Genomic DNA, 17,776 nt, shown 5'->3' with positions numbered 1-17,776 from the left:
GATCAGGCACCCAGCGATCCACCGAACGCCGAACGGCATCCGTTGGCGGCGGCGATTGATCGTGGCACGATGACTGGGTTATCGACCGAGATCCCTCAACCATGCCCCATTCCCAAGCCAAGAATCTTTCCCTGATCGCCGCTATCGACCTGGGCTCGAACAGCTTCCACATGGTCGTGGCCAAGGCCCAGAACGGTGAAATCCGTATTCTGGAGCGGCTCGGCGAAAAGGTTCAGTTGGCCGCCGGCATCGATGAAGAGCGCAAACTCAGCGAAGAATCGATGCAACGCGGGCTCGACTGCCTGAAACGCTTCGCCCAACTGATCAACGGCATGCCACTGGGCGCCGTGCGGATCGTCGGCACCAACGCCCTGCGCGAAGCGCGCAACCGCATCGAATTCATCCATCGGGCCGAGGAAATTCTCGGCCATCCGGTGGAAGTCATTTCCGGCCGCGAGGAAGCCCGCCTGATCTACCTCGGCGTCTCCCACACCCTCGCCGACACACCGGGCAAGCGCCTGGTCGCCGACATCGGTGGCGGCAGTACCGAGTTCATCATCGGCCAGCGCTTCGAGCCGCTGCTGCGCGAAAGCCTGCAGATGGGCTGCGTCAGCTATACCCAACGCTACTTCCGTGACGGCAAGATCACCCCCGCCCGCTACGCCCAGGCCTACACTGCGGCGCGCCTGGAGATCATGAGCATCGAGAACGCCCTGCACCGCCTGAAATGGGACGAGGCGATCGGCTCGTCCGGGACCATCCGCGCCATCGGCCTGGCTCTCAAGGCCGGCGGCCATGGCAACGGCGAAGTGAACGCCGAAGGCCTCGCCTGGCTCAAGCGCAAGCTGTTCAAGCTCGGTGAAATCGAGAAAGTCGACTTCGAAGGGATCAAGCCGGATCGCCGCGCGATTTTCCCCGCAGGCCTGGCGATTCTCGAAGCGATTTTCGATTCCCTCGACCTGCAGCGCATGGATCACTGCGATGGCGCCCTGCGCGAGGGCGTTCTCTATGACCTGCTGGGCCGCCATCACCACGAAGACGTCCGCGAGCGCACCCTCACCTCGCTGATGGAGCGCTACCACGTCGACCAGGAACAGGTGGTGCGTGTCGAGCGCAAGGCACTGCACGCCTTCGACCAGGTGGCCAAGGATTGGGAACTGGAGGATGGTATCTGGCGCGAACTGCTCGGCTGGGCAGCCAAGGTCCACGAAGTCGGCCTGGATATCGCCCATTACCATTACCACAAGCACGGCGCCTACCTGATCGAACACTCCGACCTGGCCGGCTTTTCCCGGGAAGACCAGCAGATGCTGGCGCTGCTGGTGCGTGGGCACCGTCGCAACATTCCCAAGGACAAGTTCGCCGAGTTCGGTGATGACGGCATCAAGCTGATTCGCCTGTGCGTGCTGCTGCGTTTCGCGATCCTGTTCCACCACATCCGTGGCACCCAGGAAATGCCGCAGGTCACCTTGCGTGCCGACGGCGATAACCTGGATGTGGTGTTTCCCAAGGACTGGCTGGAGCAGAACCAGCTGACTCAGGCCGACTTCGCCCTGGAGGCGGAGTGGCTGGCCCGAGTCAGCATCAACCTCAACGTACGCTGAGGACCGGGTTGCTCAGGCGATCGAGCAGGGTCGCCTGGGCACTGCGCGGGTTCTGGTTGCCGGTCGGCGTGTTGCGGATGTAGCGGCCGTCCGACTGCAGGCTCCAGCTGTGGGTGTTATCGGTGAGATAACTTTCCAGCTCTTTCTTGACCCGCAGGATCAACTTCTTGCCCTCGACCGGGAAGCAGGTCTCGACGCGCTTGTCGAGGTTGCGCTCCATCCAGTCGGCACTGGACAGGAACATCTGTTCCTCGCCACCGTTGAGGAAGTAGAACACCCGGGTGTGCTCCAGGAAACGACCGATGATCGAGCGCACATGGATATTGTGCGAAACCCCGGCGATGCCAGGACGCAGGCAGCACATGCCGCGCACCACCAGGTCGATACGCACGCCACACTGGCTGGCCTTGTACAGCGCGCGGATGATCTTCGGATCGGTCAGCGAGTTGAACTTGGCAATAATGTGCGCCGGCTTGCCATCGATGGCGAACTGGGTTTCCCGGGCAATCATGTCGAGCATGCCCTTCTTCAGGGTGAACGGCGCATGCAAGAGCTTCTTCATGCGCAGGGTCTTGCCCATGCCGATCAGTTGGCTGAACAGCTTGCCGACGTCTTCGCACAGGGCGTCGTCGGAGGTCAGCAGACTGTAGTCGGTGTACAGGCGGGCGTTGCCAGCGTGGTAGTTACCGGTACCAAGGTGCGCGTAACGCACGATCTCGCCGGCTTCGCGACGCAGGATCAGCATCATCTTGGCGTGGGTCTTGAAACCGACCACGCCATAGATCACCACCGCGCCGGCCGCTTGCAGACGGCTGGCCAATTGCAGGTTCGACTCTTCATCGAAGCGCGCGCGCAATTCGATCACCGCGGTGACCTCCTTGCCGTTGCGCGCCGCGTCCACCAGGGCGTCGACGATTTCCGAGTTGGCGCCGCTGCGGTACAGGGTCTGGCGCACGGCGAGGACGTGTGGGTCCTTGGCGGCCTGGCGCAGCAGGTCGACCACCGGCGTGAAGGATTCGAACGGGTGCAGCAGCAGAATGTCCTGCTTGCTGATCACACTGAAGATGTTCTCGCTGTTTTGCAGCAGTTTCGGAATCTGCGGGGTGAACGGCGTGTATTGCAGTTCCGGATGGCTGTCCAGGCCGGTGATGCTGAACAGGCGCGTCAGGTTCACCGGCCCATTGACCTGGTACAGCTCGGTCTCGGACAGGTTGAACTGCTTGAGCAGATAGTCCGACAGGTGTTTCGGGCAGGTGTCGGCCACTTCCAGGCGCACGGCATCGCCGTAGCGACGGGAGAACAGCTCGCCGCGCAGTGCGCGGGCCAAGTCCTCGACATCCTCGGAGTCCAGTGCCAGGTCGGCGTTACGGGTCAGGCGGAACTGGTAGCAGCCCTTGACCTTCATGCCCTGGAACAGGTCGTCGGCGTGCGCGTGGATCATCGACGACAGGAATACATAGTTATCGCCAGGACCACCCACGTCTTCAGGTACCTTGATGATCCTCGGCAGCAGGCGCGGCGCCGGAATGATCGCCAGGCCGGAATCGCGGCCGAAGGCGTCGATGCCTTCGAGTTCGACGATGAAGTTCAGGCTCTTGTTCACCAGCAACGGGAACGGGTGCGTCGGGTCGAGACCGATCGGGGTGATGATCGGCGCGATCTCGTCGCGGAAATAGCGGCGCACCCAGGTCTTGAGCTTGGCGGTCCAGTAGCGGCGACGAATGAAGCGCACCTGGTGTTTTTCCAGCTCGGGTAACAGGATGTCGTTGAGGATCGCATACTGGCGGTCAACCTGACCGTGCACCAGCTCGCTGATGCGGGCCAGTGCCTGGTGTGGCTGCAGGCCGTCGGCACCGGCCTGTTCACGGGCGAAGGTGATCTGCTTCTTCAGCCCGGCAACACGGATCTCGAAGAACTCGTCGAGGTTGCTGGAGAAGATCAGCAGGAACTTGAGCCGCTCCAGCAGCGGGTAGGACTCGTCCAGCGCCTGCTCCAGCACGCGGATGTTGAACTGCAGCTGCGACAGCTCGCGGTGGATGTAGAGACTGCTGTCATCCAGGTTCGCGATCGCCACCGGCGCCGCCGCCACCTGGGGCGCCTCGGCAACCACCGGCGCCGGTTCCAGCTCCGGCGGGGTTTCGACGATCTGCTCGACCACCGGTTGAGCTTCTTTTACTTCAACTTCGCTGAGTCCTTCGGTATTCATCGAGTGTTCCTGTGAGGGCTATTTTTGCTCTCGTAGCAATTGAGCGGCGCGAACGGCAAAGTAAGTCAGGATGCCATCGGCGCCGGCACGTTTAAAAGCGGTCAGGGATTCAAGAATGACCCCTTCACTCAACCAACCATTCTGGATCGCCGCCATGTGCATGGCGTATTCACCGCTGACCTGATAGACAAAGGTCGGCACCTTGAATTCATTCTTGACCCGGTAAAGGATGTCCAGGTACGGCATGCCCGGCTTGACCATGACCATGTCGGCACCTTCGGCCAGGTCGGCAGCCACTTCATGCAGGGCTTCATTGCCGTTGGCCGGGTCCATCTGGTACGAGGCCTTGTTCGCCTTGCCCAGGTTCGAGGCCGAGCCGACCGCATCACGGAACGGACCATAGTAGGCACTGGCGTACTTGGCCGAGTAGGCCATGATCCGCACGTTGACGTGACCGGCCAGCTCCAGCGCCTCGCGAATCGCCTGGACGCGACCGTCCATCATGTCGGACGGTGCCACCACCTGCGCGCCTGCTTCGGCATGGGACAGCGCCTGGCGCACCAACGCGTCGACGGTGATGTCGTTCTGGACGTAGCCTTCCTCGTCGAGGATACCGTCCTGGCCATGGGTCGTGAACGGGTCCAGGGCCACGTCGGTGATCACACCCAGTTCCGGGAAGCGCTCACGCAGGGCGCGTGTGGCGCGCTGGGCGATGCCCTGCGGGTTCCACGCCTCGCTGGCATCCAGCGACTTGAGTTCGCTCGGCGTCACCGGGAACAGTGCCAGCGCCGGAATCCCCAGTTCGACCCACTTCGCCGCCTCTTCGAGCAACAGGTCGATGGTCAGCCGCTCGACCCCCGGCATCGACGCCACCGCTTCGCGACGGTTTTCGCCATCGAGCACGAATACCGGCAGGATCAGGTCATCGACTGTCAGGACATTCTCACGCACCAGGCGTCGGGAAAAATCGTCACGACGATTGCGGCGCAGGCGAGTGGCAGGGAACAAGCGATTGGCGGGGGTAAAGCTCACGGCAGACTCCTGAGCCCGCACGGGCGGGCGAGCATGGCAGTTATAAGCGGCCATTATGACGAAGGAATGACAGTTGTGCTTACTCCTGCGACCGGGCGCCGCAGCCGCGTCTTTTGTAGGAAATGTTAACGTCGAGACACATTTGGACACTTTCCTCTCTGTCCTCGAAGGGTTAGGCTGCGCGTTCATTTCGCCAGCATCCAGACAATGCTCCAACAATTTCTGCAGGATTTCGGCTACTTCGCCCTGTTTCTCGGCACGTTTTTCGAAGGCGAGACCATTCTGGTACTCGCAGGCTTCCTGGCGTTTCGCGGATACATGGATATCAACCTGGTGGTTATCGTGGCGTTCTTCGGCAGCTATGCCGGCGACCAGCTGTGGTACTTCCTGGGGCGTCGGCACGGGCGCAAATTGCTGGCACGCAAGCCGCGCTGGCAGATGATGGGCGACCGCGCGCTGGAGCATATCCGCCGCCACCCGGACATCTGGGTGCTGAGCTTCCGCTTCGTCTACGGCCTGCGCACGGTGATGCCGGTGGCGATCGGCCTGTCCGGTTACCCACCGGGCCGCTACCTGCTGCTCAACGGCATCGGCGCGGCAATCTGGGCCGCAGCCCTGGCCGCCGCCGCCTATCACTTCGGCGCGATCCTCGAAGGCCTGCTGGGCAGCGTGAAGAAGTACGAGTTGTGGGTACTTGGCGGCCTACTGCTGGTCGGCCTGATCCTCTGGAGCTGGCGCCGCTTCAAGAGCGCCCGCCTGGCGCGCAAGGCCGAGGCCGAACAATCCCTGGCCGGTCCTACGAACCCGCCAGGCGAATGACCCGGGCCCGGCAACAGTAGAGCCCGATCACGCTCAGCAGGCTGTAGCTGAGCAGGCCGATCCAGCCCAGCGGGCTGGCCGGCCATAGCCCGACCAGCGGTGCCAGCCAGACCAGCGGTACATTCAGCAGCAGCCGCGTCACCTCCAGCTTCAGCGCCCACGGCCGATTCTCCAGGCCCGCCCCGAGCACGAACAATCCCAGCAGCATGGCTCCCCAGCCGAGTACCAGCGCCGCCTGGGGCAGCTTCTCGGCAAAGTTCATCAGGTAGCTGCCCAACGCCACGTACACCGCAAACTGCAGGGCGATATAGACCTGCTGGCGCAGTTCCAGCGGCACGTCGAACTTGCGGAACTGCGCCAGGTCATGTTTCGCCATCGGGTACTTCGCCGCCACGTCCGCCGGGCGCCAGCCGGTGGGCATGAACCAGATCCGCAGCTTGTCCCACCGGCTTTCGGCACGGCGGGCGTCGCTGGCCAACTGCACATAGAACTGCAGGTTGGCCCACAACGGGTTCCAGCTGGCCAGCGGCGTGGTCACCCCGAACACCGGTGGCTCGGCGTCGTCCTCTTCCTGGAAGGTGCCGAACAATCGGTCCCAGAGAATGAACACGCCGCCGTAGTTGCGATCCATATAAAGAGGATTCTGCGCGTGATGTGCCCGGTGATTGGACGGCGTGACGAAAAACCATTCGTACCAGCCGAGCTTGGGAATATGCCGGGTATGCACCCAGAACTGATAGAGCAGGTTCAGCGCCGCCACGGTGATGAACACCGGCAGCGGCACGCCGATCACCGCCAGCGGCAGGTAGAAGATCCAGCTCAACAGGAAACCGGTGCTGGTCTGGCGCAACGCCGTCGACAGGTTGTAGTCCTCGCTCTGGTGGTGCACCGAGTGAGCGGCCCAGAGGATGTTGCGCTCATGCCCCATGCGATGCAGCCAGTAGTAGCAGAAGTCATAGACCACGAAGGCCATGACCCATACCCACGGGCTGTCGGCCGGCAGGTCGAACAATGCCAGGTGCTTGAGGGCAATCGCGTAGGTTACCAGGCCCACGCCCTTGGTCAGCAGGCCGGTGGTGGTCGAGAGCACGCCGGTGCTGAGGCTGTTGATCGAATCAGCCACGCGATAGTGGCGAGTGCCACGCCGGTAGTCGGTCAGCAGTTCGATGACGATCAGTACGACGAAAAACGGAATCGCATAGGGAATGAGGTCCATGGCGCTACCCAAGAGGAACGATTGGCCCAAGATTAGGTGTAGTCGCTGTAAATTCCGCTGACAATGAATGCCAGATTGGTAGACATTTAACGCCAGGTATCGGGAGATCCAACATGACCAGGAAAATCGCTGTAATCCTATCCGGCTGTGGCGTGTACGACGGCGCAGAAATCCAGGAAAGCGTACTCACCCTGCTGCGCCTGGACCAACGCGGCGCCCAGGTGCAGTGCTTTGCGCCGAACATTCCCCAATTGCAGGTGATCAACCACCTGACCGGCGAAGAAATGCCCGAGTCGCGCAATGTGCTGGTGGAATCGGCCCGCATCGCCCGCGGCCAGGTCCGCGACCTGCGCGAGGCCGACGTACGCGAGTTCGACGGACTGATCGTGCCTGGCGGTTTCGGCGCGGCGAAGAACCTCTCCAATTTCGCCATCGAAGGCGCCGGCTGCAACGTGCAGGCCGAAGTCCTGGCCTTGGCCGAAGCCTTCGCCGAAGCGGGCAAGCCGGTGGGGCTGATATGCATCACCCCGGCACTGGCGGCGAAGATCTATGGCCCGGGCGTGACCTGCACCATAGGCAACGATGCGGACACGGCCGCAGCATTGGGCAAGATGGGCGCCAATCATCAGGAGTGCATGGTCGAGGACATCGTCGAGGACAAGGCCCGCAAGCTGGTGACGACCCCCGCCTACATGCTCGCCCAATCGATTGGCGAGGCGGCGGCGGGGATCAACAAGCTGGTGGACCGGGTACTGGAGCTGGCCCAGGAGGACCAGGAGGGCTAGGAAGCGCGAGCAAGCCGCGTCAGGATCCTGTCCAGGGAATTGGCGAACGCCTGTTTCTCACGTTCACCATAAGGCGCCTGGCCTCCACCGACCTGCCCCTGTTCGCGCAGGTCGGTGAACAGGTTGCGCACCGCCAACCGTTCGCCCATGTTCTGCTCGTCGAACGGCTTGCCCCGTGGATCGAGTGCCGCCACGCCGTTTTTTACCAGCCGGTCGGCCAGCGGCACGTCGCTGCAGATCACCAGTTCCCCCGGCACCGCATGCTCCACCAGATAGTCATCGGCGGCATCCGGCCCGCTGGGCACCACGATCAGCCGGACGCAGGCGAAGGGTGGCCGGGGCTGCGGTTGCCCCGCCACCAGCACCACCTCGAACTGCCGCTTGAGGGCGAACTTCACCACCAGGTCCCGGGCGATCCGCGGACAGGCGTCGGCATCGATCCATACGCGCACGCTCAGGACGCCTGCAACCGACGTTTCTCCGCCAGCCGGCTGCGGCTGTAGAGCACGATGATCGCCAGCAAGGCCACGAGCTGGGCGCCCAGCGAGTAGGCGTCGGCATGAATGCCCAGCCAATCGAAGTCGAAGAACGCCACCGGCCGCGTACCGAAGATCCCGGCTTCCTGCAGCGCCTTGACACCATGACCGGCGAACACCACCGACAGGGCACACAGCAACCCGGCGTTGATGCCGAAGAACAACGTCAGCGGCAGCTTCGCCGAGCCGCGCAGGATCACCCAGGCCAGGCCGATCAGTAGCACCAGCGCCGTCGCGCCGCCCGCCAGCACGGCGTTGTGCCCGGCTGGTCCGGCCTGCAGCCAGAGGGTTTCATAGAACAGGATCACCTCGAACAGCTCGCGGTACACCGAGAAGAATGCCAGCACGGCGAAACCGAACCGGCCACCGCCGCCGACCAGGCTGCTCTTGATGTAGTCCTGCCAGGCTGCGGCATGACGGCGATCGTGCATCCAGACGCCGAGCCAGAGCACCATCACGCTGGCGAACAGCGCGGTGCAACCCTCCAGCAATTCACGCTGGGAACCGCTGACATCGATCACATAGGCCGCCAGCGCCCAGGTCCCGCCGCCCGCCAGCAGGGCCAGGCCCCAACCGATATTGACGCTGCGCACCGCCGACTGCTGACCGGTGTTGCGCAGGAAGGCGAGGATCGCCGCCAGTACCAGGATCGCTTCCAGGCCTTCGCGCAGCAGGATCAGCAGACCCGAGATAAAGCTCAACGACTGGCTCAGGCCATCGTTGCCCAGCAAACCGGCGGACTCCTTGAGCTTGTCCTTGGCGAATGCCAGGCGCTGCTCGACCTGCTCCATCGGCAGGCCATCCTGCAGGGATTGCCGATAGGCCATCAGCGACTTCTCGGTGTCCTTGCGCACGTTGGCATCGACGTTGTCCAGGGAGCTTTCGACCAGCTCGAAACCTTCCAGGTAAGCCGCTACGGACAGGTCGTAGGCTTGTTCACGATCGCCGGCGCGGTAGGCGGCCAGGCTCTTGTCCAAGGTCGTCGCGGTGTAGTCGAGCAACTGCGACGGGCCACGCTTGACCTGCGGCGGCTGGGCACGCTGGGCGCGGAACAGCGCCGCGGCCTCGTCGCCTTCGGCGGCCTGGATCTCGCTCGGGGTCTGGCGAGCCAGGTCGGCGATGTTGTAGGCCTTGTCGGTCTTGGCCACGGGAGCGGCGCTGAAGCTGGCGATGTAGGTGGCCAGGTCCCAGCGCTGGCGCTCGTCGAGCTGGTCGGCGAACGACGGCATGTCCGTACCTTCGACGCCCAGGGTCAGGGTGTTGTAGATACCGTAGAGGCTCAGGCGATCCAGTCGCGAGGCATCACGCAGGTTGGCCGGCGGCGGCGTCATGCCGCTGCCCGCCGGGCCGTCGCCGGCACCGGTTTCGCCATGGCAGACCGAACACTGCTGGGCGTACAGCGGCGCACCCCGGCTCGGGTCCGGAGTAATGGCCGGAGCCTGGCTGACCTCGTAGGCCACAGCCAGCTTGGCCCCCAGTTGCCGGGCCTGACGCGCCACGATCGGGCCGTCCTGGCGCTCGCTGATGGACTGGCGCAGGTCAACCACGCCCTGCTCCAGCTCCGCCCGCTCGGCACGGGCCGGCAACGCGACGATCAGTTTTTGCAGCGCGGTGAGAAATTCCAGCTGCTCGTGGTATTCGGTTTCGTCGATGACCTTGCCATCTGCCACCGTGGCCGGATAGTCCGCGCCGATGTAGTCGATCAGGTGCAGGGCCTGGGGGGCACCTTCCACCGTGTTCGCCAGCAGGTTTGAGCTGCATAGGGCGAACATCGGCAGCATCAGCCAGGCCAGGAAACGCGTGGGAACAATCATTGAAACAACCTAAGTGGAAATGCGAAGTAACATATTGTTCCCTCTCACCGCGCCTCACTCAAGGGTTGCGCGCGCAAAGGGACAAATAGCCGCTTCAAACACCCGCAAGGAAGACAGTAAAAACCATGGTCTGGCGCCTGCTCATCCCCCTGATGTTCTGCTGCCTGCTGGGCAGCTGCGCGATCTACCGCGACTACAACGCCGAAATGCAGTTGACCAACGAGCAGTTGAGCGCCGGCCAGGTCGACCAGGCCCTGTATCTGCTCGCACGCCACAACCCCGGCGAGGAGAAGGACCTGCTGTACTACATGGAGAAGGGCGAACTGCTGCGGGCCAAGGGCGACCTGGCCGCCAGCGAGGAGGCCTGGCGGGCGGCGGACCGCGCGGTGCTGGTGCGCGAAGACTCGACGGACATCGACTACGTCAAGTTTTTCGCCAGCCTCGCCACCCTGGCGATCAACGACAAGATCCGCCGCTACGACGGCTACGACTACGAAAAGGTCATGCTGAGCACGCAGATGGCCCTCAACCGCCTGGCGCTGAACGACTTCGACGGTGCCCGCGTCGATATCAGGAAAACCCACGATCGCGAAACGCAGATCGCCGAACTGCGCGACAAGGAGTATCTGCGCCTGGAGACCGAGGCGCGCAAACAGGGCATCGACCTGCGCTACAAGAACCTGCAGGGCTACCCGGTGCAGATCCTCGATGCTCCGCAGGTACTGGCCCTGAAAAATGGCTACCAGAGTGCGTTCAGCCATTACCTGTCCGGCTTCACCTACGAGGCACTGGGCGAACGTGACCTGGCGGCACCCGGTTACCGCCAGGCCATCGAACTGCGGCCGAACACGGCATTTCTCGAACAGGCCCTGGCGAACCTCGGCAAGCCACCGCAGACGGCGGACGGCAGCGACGTGCTGATCATCGTCCAGACCGGCCTGGCACCGGCCCGCAGTTCAGTACGCCTGCCCTTCCCCGTAGCGATGAATGACGGCCAGACCATCACCTCCGTGGTGTCCTTCCCCATCCTCGTGCCAGACAACGCCACGGCCCGGCCAGGCTCCGTCAGCATCGACGGACGCAAGCAGCCACTGACCCTGCTCAACAGCATCACCGACATGTCCCTACGCACTTTGCGGGATGATATGCCGGGCATCATTCAACGCACCCGGCTACGCGCGACCGCCAGCGCAGAGGTGCAGGCTATCGACAACAAGAAAAACCCGAAGCAGGCCAAGCAGGTTACCGACTCGCCCTTTGAGCAGGCCGACACCCGCACCTGGCGTACCCTGCCGGACAACACGCTGGTCGCCCGCCTGCGGCTCAAGCCGGGGCTGCATCAACTCCGCCTGGCCCGGGCCGCAACGGTCTCCTTCAACATCGACCAACCGTTCCAGGTGATCGGCCTGCGGCTTATCGGCGAGCGGGTGTTCACCAGCGGCTACGCCATTCAACCGGCCCAAGCAAAGCCCTGAAGTTTCCTGCGCGAAGGTAAGCCACCCAGGCGCAGACAACGGTAACAGCGCAACCACCTACAGACCGCCAGATCTGTCCCGCAGGGGCAGTTGTAGGCTCCTACGCGATGTTCGTCCCACGCCACGTCGACGCCGCAGCTCGCGGACCTTTAACGTGATCAGGTGCCGCGCACTTGCGGCACCCCGATGAGCCATCAAATTGGAGCAAAAAGCTATTACATAGCCAGCAGTCGCTGCCTATAATGCCGCGCCGGTGTTATGGGCAAACGCAATAAAAGCTCCTCTTTTAATGAGGAATTGTCGGGGACGCCTTCCCCTGTCAATGGGTTCATTCAGCCAGACCCGCCCTCCGGCTGCTCTCTCACCATCAGGGAAGATGTCGCTCATGACACCCAGCACCCGCCTTTTTATCGCCCTTGGGGCCGTGACCCTGCTGTCCGGCTGTTCGGTGTTCCGCAACTACGACAGCGAGTTGGCACAGACCAACCAGCAACTGGCCTCCGGCAATGTCGATGGCGCCCTGTCGCTGCTGGAAAAGAACAACACGGGCGAAGACCGCGACCTGCTGTACTTTTTCGAGAAAGGCGAACTGCTGCGGGCCAAGGGCGACATCCCCGGTAGCCAGAAGGCCTGGGGCAGTGCCGACCAGGTGGTGGGTCAGTGGGAGGATGCGGTCAAGCTCGACTACGCCAAGTACGCTGCCCAGTTCGGCAGTTTCCTGGTCAACGACAAGGTCCGTCGCTACGAAGGCTATGACTACGAAAAGGTCATGCTGACCACCCAGATGGCCCTGAACTTCCTTGCCACCAACGACTTCGAGAGCGCCCGCACCGCGATCAAGAAGACTCACGAGCGCGAAGCCGTGATCGCCGAACTGCGCGACAAGGAATACCTCAAGCGCGAGGAGGAAGCTGGCAAGGAAGGCATCAAGACCCAGTACAAGGACCTCAAGGGCTACCCGGTGGCCAGCCTCGACGCTCCCGAAGTGGTCAGCCTGAAGAACAGCTACCAGAGCGCTTTCAGTCACTACCTCGCCGGCTATGTCTATGAGGCCCTCGGCGAGAAGGACCTGGCCGCACCGGGCTATCGCCAGGCGGCCGAGCTGCGTCCCAACACCCCGCTGCTCGAACAGGCCCTGGTCAATCTCGACAAGCCGGCCGGCAAGGACGATGACAGCGACATCCTGATCGTCGTGCAGAGCGGCCTGGCACCGGCCCGCGACTCGATCCGCATCCCGCTGCCGCTGCTGATTTCCGATAACGTGGTCATCACCCCGCTGTCGTTCCCGATCATCAAGGCCGACACCTCGACCCCAGGCTTCAGCCAGATCGGCGTCGATGGCCAGCAGGTCAACCTGACGGCCCTCAACAGCATCACCGCCATGTCCAGCCGCGCCCTGCGCGACGATATGCCCGGCATCATCCTGCGCACCAGCGTACGGGCGATCAGCCGGGGCATCGCCCAGAAAAATCTGAACAAGGTCAATCCGATGGCGGGCCTGGCCGTGGGTATCACCTCCGCCGTGCTCGAAGGTGCCGACACGCGCACCTGGCGCACCCTGCCGGACACCACCCAGGTGGTCCGCCTGCGCCTGAAGAAAGGCGAGCACCAGGTCTCGCTGCCAAGCGCGGTCGGCGGCTCGCTGGTCAAGGTCACGATCGACCAGCGCTATCAGGTCATCAGCCTGCGTGCCATCGGTAACCAGGTATTCACCAGCGGCCTGGCGGCGCAACGAATTCCGAGCGCCAACCCGACCGCCGTCGCCACTATCAAACAACCTTGAGAACGGAGTCTTTTTCCATGCGTTTCAAACTGACCGCTGTAGTGGCCCTGGCCCTGCTGGCCGGCTGCGCCACCCCTCCGCCGCCACCGGCGCCGGGCAGCGCCGCGAGCAAGATCGTCGCCATGGGCGAAATGGAAGACATCCAGGTGGGCGCCATTCGCGTTGCCCGGGAAAACGGCTTCCTGACGGTCAAGGTGCAATTGAGCAACACCCGCACCAAGAACAAGATGATGTACTACCGCTTCGCCTGGCTGGGCAACGACGGCTTCCCGGTCGCCGATGAGGAAACCTGGAAGACCCTGAGCCTGTATGGCGCCCAGAGCACCTTCCTGCCCGCCATCGCCCCGACGCCGAAGGCTGTCGACTTCCGTCTCGAAGTCAAGACACCTTGATGCGAAGCCACCCCTTGCGCCCCCTTGAAGAGAACCTCTCCATGTTTGCACGCTTTTCGCTCCTCGCCGTTGTCGCCCTGCTGGCCAGCGGCTGCGCCCAGAACACTTCGCCGGTCCTCGGCGGCAAGAACATCAGCTACGGCGACACCAAGGCCGTCGAGCTGGTCACCAACGAGTTCGGCTCCACCGACCTGCAGATGATCGCCGAGTCCATGACCCGTTCCCTCGCCCAGTCCGGCGTGCTGCAAGGCCGTCCGGTGGTCCAGGTGTATGACGTGAAGAACAAGACCAGCGAATACATCGATACCCGCGAGATCACCACCTCGATCAAGACCCAGTTGATGAAGTCCGGCACTGCCCGCTTCGCCAGCGACAACACCGAGATGCAGAGCCAGGTCGACCAGCTCAAGCTGCAGAACCAGAGCGGCCTGTACAAGAAGAGCACCGTCAGCAAGACCGGCAACATGATCGCCGCCAAGTACCGCCTGGAAGGCTCGATCAGCTCGATCGTCAAGCGCAGCAGCGACTACAAGGACGTGTTCTACAAGTTCAGCCTGCAACTGATCGACGTCGAAAGCGGCCTGGCCGAATGGATGGACGAGAAAGAGATTCGCAAAACCACGGAGCGTTAATCAATGCGAGCATGGATTGGCATTATCGGCCTGGCCTGGGCCCTTGGCGTGCAGGCTGCGCCGAAGGTCGCGGTGGCCGACCTGGCGTACCAGGCGCAGGTGGAACAGTACATCCGCAGCGTCTCGGCGCGCGGCAACTACCAGCAGAGCTACTACGGCGCGTCCGGCTCGGCGAGCTACGACGAGTATGAAAGCCGCAGCAGCTATATCGAGCAGGGCGAACTGCGCAAGTTCACCGGCGATATCAAGGGCGAGATCCTGCGCAGCGGCATGTTCCAGCTGGTCCAGGGCACGCCCTACACGTCCAACTCCAAGGGTGACGTCTACGACGTCATCAAGCGGATCAAGGGCGGCAGCTTCAAGGGCGCCGACTACGTGCTGTTCGGTACCGTGTCGGATATCGACTTCACCCAGGACATCAATGAGCTGGCCAACACCAACAGCTACTCGGCGGTGCTGGGCCTGACGCTGGTGGGTGACTTCAGCCTGATCAACACCCGCACCTACGAGATCACCTCGGCGTTCACCGCCATGGGTGAAGGCCAGGACACCAAGCTGGTCAACAGCCGGGATATCCGCGTATCGCTGAACCGTCCACGGGTGGTACGCGATGTCTCCAAGTCCCTGGGCGAAGATGTCGCGCGGCAGTTGAGCATGCAACTGGGCGGACCGGACATGTATCCGGATACGCGTCCACCCCTGCAACGCAACAACCTGCCACCGGATCAGCCGGCGCGGATTCTGCAGTAATCCTGGGCAGTACAAAAAAGGCGACCATCAAGGTCGCCTTTTTCTTTGCTTGATCCCGCCTCAAGTCGTGGCCTTGTGCAGGGTAGCGAGGAAACCCGCCGCCCCGACGAACAACCCGGCAAAGGTGCGGTTCATCCGGCGCTGCTGCCGAGGCGTGCGCAGCAGACGCAGGACCTTGGCCGCCAGCCCCGTGTAACCGGCCATGACGATCATGTCGACACCGATCATGGTGACACCGAGAATCAGGTACTGATGCACCAGCGGCGCATGGGGATCGATAAACTGTGGCAGCACCGCGAGCATGAACACCAACGCCTTGGGGTTGCTGACGTTGACCAGGAAACCACGGAACATCAGGGTCAGCGGCTTGCCGACCGGACGGATCGTCGCCTCCTCGGTCATGTCGCTGGGCAGCGCACGCCATTGCTTGACCGCCAGATAAACCAGGTAGACCACGCCAAACCACTTGATGGCATAGAAGGCTGTGGAGGACGCTGCCAGGATCGCCCCGACACCGGCGGCGATCACCGCGATCTGTGCCGCCAGGCCCAGTTGCAGGCCGAGGGCGTTCCAGTAGCCGCGCAGGAAGCCGTATTGCAGGCCGCTGGACATCGAGGCGATCGCGCCCGCTCCCGGAGACAGGCTGATCACCCAGCATGCAGCAAAAAAGGCCAGCCATGTCTCAAGCAGCATCACGCACCTCGGATATAGAGTTGTAACAAACCTCTAAGCTAATCCGAAGCCGTGGACTTGACCACCGTTTTCTTGCCCTGCCGGTAGCGGCAGCGTCGGCGCGTCCGTCAGGACAACGCCTCCAGCTCAGCCTGCATGCTTTCCAACAACTCCAGGGCCGCCATCCAGGCTTCTTCCAGTTCGGATTCGCGTCCTTTCAGTTTGGCCTGCTCAGCCAGCAAGTCCCGCAGCTCATCCTTGCGGGCGGCCTCGTAGAGTGTGCTGTCGCCCAGGCTCGTCTCGATCTTCGCTAGGCGCTCATGCAGCTTGCCCAGCTCGGCTTCGAGCTTGTCGGCCTCACGCTTGTGCGGTGCCAACTGCTGACGCAACGCAGCCGCAGCCTGGCGCTGGGCCTTCTTGTCGGTCTTGTCGGGATTGACCGGCGTGTTGCTGACCGGCGCATTGCGCTGGCGATATTCCACCAGCCAACGGGCGTAGTCATCCAGGTCACCGTCGAACTCCTCGACCTTGCCGTCGGCGACCAGGAAGAAGTTGTCGGTGGTGCTCTTGAGCAGATGACGGTCGTGGGAAACCACCAGTACCGCGCCGCTGAATTCCTGCAGGGCCATGGTCAGTGCCAGGCGCATTTCCAGATCCAGGTGGTTGGTCGGTTCGTCGAGCAGCAGCAGGTTCGGCCGCTCCCAGGCGATCAGCGCCAGGGCCAGCCGGGCTTTCTCGCCACCGGAGAAGTTCAGCACCGGCTCGTCGATACGCGCGCCACGGAAATCAAAACCGCCAAGGAAGTCGCGCAGGGTCTGCTCACGCTCGGTCGGAGCCAGGCGTTGCAAGTGCAGCAACGGGCTGGCCTTGGCATCCAGCGAATCGAGCTGGTGCTGGGCGAAGTAGCCGACCACGGTGTTCTCGCCGCGGGTCAGACGGCCCGACAGCGGCGACAGGTCGCCGGCGAGGTTCTTGATCAGGGTCGACTTGCCCGCGCCGTTGGGGCCGAGCAGACCGATCCGCGCACCTGGGGTCAGTTGCAGCTTGACCTTCTCCAAAATGGTTTTCTCGCCGTAGCCCAGGCGCGCATCGGAAAGATCCAGCAACGGGCTGGAGATCTTGTGCGACTCGCGGAAGGTGAAGTCGAACGGTGAATCGACATGGGCTGCCGACAGCTCCTCCATCCGCTCCAGGGCCTTGATCCGGCTCTGCGCCTGACGGGCCTTGGTGGCCTGGGCCTTGAAGCGGGCGATGTAGCTTTCCATGTGCGCACGCTGCGCCTGTTGCTTCTCGTAGGCCTGTTGCTGCTGGGCCAGACGCTCGGCACGGGCACGCTCGAATGCGGTGTAGCCGCCACGGTAGAGCACCAGTTTGCGCTGGTCGACATGAGCCACGTGATCGACCACTTCATCGAGGAAGTCGCGGTCGTGGGAGATCAGCAGCAAGGTGCCGGGGTAGCTCTTGAGCCAGTCTTCCAACCAGATGATCGCGTCGAGATCGAGGTGGTTGGTCGGTTCGTCGAGCAGCAGCAGATCCGACGGGCACATCAAGGCCTGCGCCAGGTTCAGACGCATCCGCCATCCGCCAGAGAAATCTCCGACCTGACGATCCATCTGTTCATTGGTGAACCCGAGACCAGCCAACAGCTTGCGGGCTCGGGCATCGGCGGTGTAGCCATCGGCGCTGTCGAGTTCCGAATGCAGGCGGGCCAGGGCGGCGCCGTCATGGGCCGCTTCAGCGGCTGCGAGGTCGCGCTGCACCTGGCGCAGGCGCACGTCGCCGTCAAGCACATAGTCGACCGCCAGGCGTTCGAGGGTATCGACCTCCTGGCGCATGTGGGCGATACGCCAATCGGCCGGCAGGAAGCAGTCACCCGAGTCCGGGTGCAGCTCACCCCGCAACAGGGCGAACAGGCTCGATTTGCCGGCGCCGTTGGCACCGATCAGGCCGGCTTTCTGGCCGGCGTGCAGGGTCAGCTCGGCGTCTTCTAGCAGACGTTGCGGGCCACGCTGTAAAGTCAGGTTCTGAAGTCGAATCATAATGGCGGCGGAGTCTACCAG

Annotated in this window: 15 protein-coding genes; 8 read left to right on the top strand and 7 right to left on the bottom strand. The window is 63.1% G+C overall.

The window, feature by feature from the left end; translation table 11 throughout:
- The first annotated feature begins 101 nt into the window (after positions 1–101).
- Positions 102–1,604, top strand: a complete 1,503-nt coding sequence (gene ppx / locus AC6I6U_RS04860) for an exopolyphosphatase (RefSeq protein ID WP_497880910.1) — start codon at positions 102–104, stop codon at positions 1,602–1,604.
- Here the strand turns inward: ppx and ppk1 are convergent.
- Together ppk1 and hemB are read right to left on the bottom strand one after the other, a co-directional pair.
- Positions 1,591–3,810 carry a polyphosphate kinase 1 gene (gene ppk1, locus AC6I6U_RS04855; protein WP_497880909.1) on the bottom strand — a complete coding sequence of 740 codons (2,220 nt, stop codon included), beginning with the start codon at positions 3,808–3,810 and terminating at the stop codon, positions 1,591–1,593. The genes ppx and ppk1 overlap by 14 nt on opposite strands.
- Before the next feature lie 18 nt (positions 3,811–3,828).
- Positions 3,829–4,842, bottom strand: coding sequence for a porphobilinogen synthase (gene hemB, locus AC6I6U_RS04850; protein ID WP_497880908.1), 1,014 nt, complete (start codon positions 4,840–4,842; stop codon positions 3,829–3,831).
- 207 nt (positions 4,843–5,049) lie between these two features.
- Here hemB and AC6I6U_RS04845 point away from each other — a divergent pair, with 207 nt between their 5' ends.
- A complete protein-coding gene (locus AC6I6U_RS04845) occupies positions 5,050–5,661 on the top strand; it encodes a DedA family protein (RefSeq protein WP_497880907.1) in 612 nt (203 codons plus the stop codon).
- Here AC6I6U_RS04845 and AC6I6U_RS04840 read toward each other — a convergent pair.
- Positions 5,639–6,877, bottom strand: a complete 1,239-nt coding sequence (locus AC6I6U_RS04840; RefSeq protein WP_497880906.1) for a sterol desaturase family protein — start codon at positions 6,875–6,877, stop codon at positions 5,639–5,641. The two genes, AC6I6U_RS04845 and AC6I6U_RS04840, sit on opposite strands and share 23 nt — an antisense overlap.
- 113 nt (positions 6,878–6,990) lie before the next feature.
- On the opposite strand from AC6I6U_RS04840, the gene elbB reads away from it, so the two are divergent.
- On the top strand, positions 6,991–7,662 hold the full coding sequence (elbB, locus tag AC6I6U_RS04835) for an isoprenoid biosynthesis glyoxalase ElbB (protein WP_497880905.1): 672 nt from the start codon (positions 6,991–6,993) through the stop codon (positions 7,660–7,662).
- On the opposite strand, the gene AC6I6U_RS04830 is transcribed toward elbB, so the two are convergent.
- Both AC6I6U_RS04830 and AC6I6U_RS04825 read right to left on the bottom strand, forming a co-directional pair.
- The gene (locus AC6I6U_RS04830) at positions 7,659–8,114 is read right to left on the bottom strand and encodes a YaiI/YqxD family protein (protein ID WP_497880904.1); all 456 of its coding nucleotides are present in this window, start codon (positions 8,112–8,114) and stop codon (positions 7,659–7,661) included. The genes elbB and AC6I6U_RS04830 overlap by 4 nt on opposite strands.
- Positions 8,115–8,116: 2 nt before the next feature.
- A complete protein-coding gene (locus AC6I6U_RS04825) occupies positions 8,117–10,012 on the bottom strand; it encodes an FTR1 family protein (protein WP_497880903.1) in 1,896 nt (631 codons plus the stop codon).
- Positions 10,013–10,137: 125 nt separating this feature from the next.
- Here AC6I6U_RS04825 and AC6I6U_RS04820 point away from each other — a divergent pair, with 125 nt between their 5' ends.
- From AC6I6U_RS04820 to AC6I6U_RS04800, 5 genes are all read left to right on the top strand, one after another.
- Positions 10,138–11,487 carry a COG3014 family protein gene (locus AC6I6U_RS04820; RefSeq protein WP_497880902.1) on the top strand — a complete coding sequence of 450 codons (1,350 nt, stop codon included), beginning with the start codon at positions 10,138–10,140 and terminating at the stop codon, positions 11,485–11,487.
- A 385-nt stretch (positions 11,488–11,872) separates the two neighbouring features.
- Complete coding sequence (locus AC6I6U_RS04815; RefSeq protein ID WP_497880901.1) at positions 11,873–13,270, top strand: COG3014 family protein; 1,398 nt, start codon at positions 11,873–11,875, stop codon at positions 13,268–13,270.
- A 17-nt stretch (positions 13,271–13,287) separates the two neighbouring features.
- The gene (locus tag AC6I6U_RS04810; RefSeq protein WP_017902616.1) at positions 13,288–13,662 is read left to right on the top strand and encodes a YcfL family putative periplasmic lipoprotein; all 375 of its coding nucleotides are present in this window, start codon (positions 13,288–13,290) and stop codon (positions 13,660–13,662) included.
- Positions 13,663–13,703: 41 nt separating this feature from the next.
- On the top strand, positions 13,704–14,294 hold the full coding sequence (lpoB, locus tag AC6I6U_RS04805; RefSeq protein WP_497880900.1) for a penicillin-binding protein activator LpoB: 591 nt from the start codon (positions 13,704–13,706) through the stop codon (positions 14,292–14,294).
- A gap of 3 nt (positions 14,295–14,297) precedes the next feature.
- Positions 14,298–15,044: a penicillin-binding protein activator LpoB gene (locus AC6I6U_RS04800; RefSeq protein WP_497880899.1), complete on the top strand. Its 747-nt coding sequence runs from the start codon at positions 14,298–14,300 to the stop codon at positions 15,042–15,044.
- 60 nt (positions 15,045–15,104) lie between these two features.
- Here AC6I6U_RS04800 and AC6I6U_RS04795 read toward each other — a convergent pair whose 3' ends face one another.
- Together AC6I6U_RS04795 and AC6I6U_RS04790 are read right to left on the bottom strand one after the other, a co-directional pair.
- On the bottom strand, positions 15,105–15,737 hold the full coding sequence (locus AC6I6U_RS04795; protein WP_497880898.1) for a LysE family transporter: 633 nt from the start codon (positions 15,735–15,737) through the stop codon (positions 15,105–15,107).
- A gap of 107 nt (positions 15,738–15,844) precedes the next feature.
- The gene (locus AC6I6U_RS04790) at positions 15,845–17,755 is read right to left on the bottom strand and encodes an ATP-binding cassette domain-containing protein (protein WP_497880897.1); all 1,911 of its coding nucleotides are present in this window, start codon (positions 17,753–17,755) and stop codon (positions 15,845–15,847) included.
- Positions 17,756–17,776: the final 21 nt, after the last annotated feature.

It is taken from the genome of Pseudomonas sp. UTLPPB19802, from assembly GCF_059730225.1.
Note: the sequence above shows the minus strand (reverse complement) of the source record. Positions and strands in the feature narration are given on the sequence as shown.

Excerpts from the sequence above, each read along its gene's own strand:
- AC6I6U_RS04810 (WP_017902616.1), top strand. The coding sequence starts at position 13,288 with ATGCGTTTCAAACTGACCGCTGTAGTGGCCCTGGCCCTGCTGGCCGGC.
- lpoB (WP_497880900.1), top strand. The coding sequence starts at position 13,704 with ATGTTTGCACGCTTTTCGCTCCTCGCCGTTGTCGCCCTGCTGGCCAGC.
- AC6I6U_RS04840 (WP_497880906.1), bottom strand. The coding sequence starts at position 6,877 with ATGGACCTCATTCCCTATGCGATTCCGTTTTTCGTCGTACTGATCGTC.
- AC6I6U_RS04825 (WP_497880903.1), bottom strand. The coding sequence starts at position 10,012 with ATGATTGTTCCCACGCGTTTCCTGGCCTGGCTGATGCTGCCGATGTTC.
- AC6I6U_RS04820 (WP_497880902.1), top strand. The coding sequence starts at position 10,138 with ATGGTCTGGCGCCTGCTCATCCCCCTGATGTTCTGCTGCCTGCTGGGC.
- AC6I6U_RS04790 (WP_497880897.1), bottom strand. The coding sequence starts at position 17,755 with ATGATTCGACTTCAGAACCTGACTTTACAGCGTGGCCCGCAACGTCTG.
- AC6I6U_RS04800 (WP_497880899.1), top strand. The coding sequence starts at position 14,298 with ATGCGAGCATGGATTGGCATTATCGGCCTGGCCTGGGCCCTTGGCGTG.
- elbB (WP_497880905.1), top strand. The coding sequence starts at position 6,991 with ATGACCAGGAAAATCGCTGTAATCCTATCCGGCTGTGGCGTGTACGAC.
- ppx (WP_497880910.1), top strand. The coding sequence starts at position 102 with ATGCCCCATTCCCAAGCCAAGAATCTTTCCCTGATCGCCGCTATCGAC.
- AC6I6U_RS04795 (WP_497880898.1), bottom strand. The coding sequence starts at position 15,737 with ATGCTGCTTGAGACATGGCTGGCCTTTTTTGCTGCATGCTGGGTGATC.
- AC6I6U_RS04845 (WP_497880907.1), top strand. The coding sequence starts at position 5,050 with ATGCTCCAACAATTTCTGCAGGATTTCGGCTACTTCGCCCTGTTTCTC.
- ppk1 (WP_497880909.1), bottom strand. The coding sequence starts at position 3,810 with ATGAATACCGAAGGACTCAGCGAAGTTGAAGTAAAAGAAGCTCAACCG.
- AC6I6U_RS04815 (WP_497880901.1), top strand. The coding sequence starts at position 11,873 with ATGACACCCAGCACCCGCCTTTTTATCGCCCTTGGGGCCGTGACCCTG.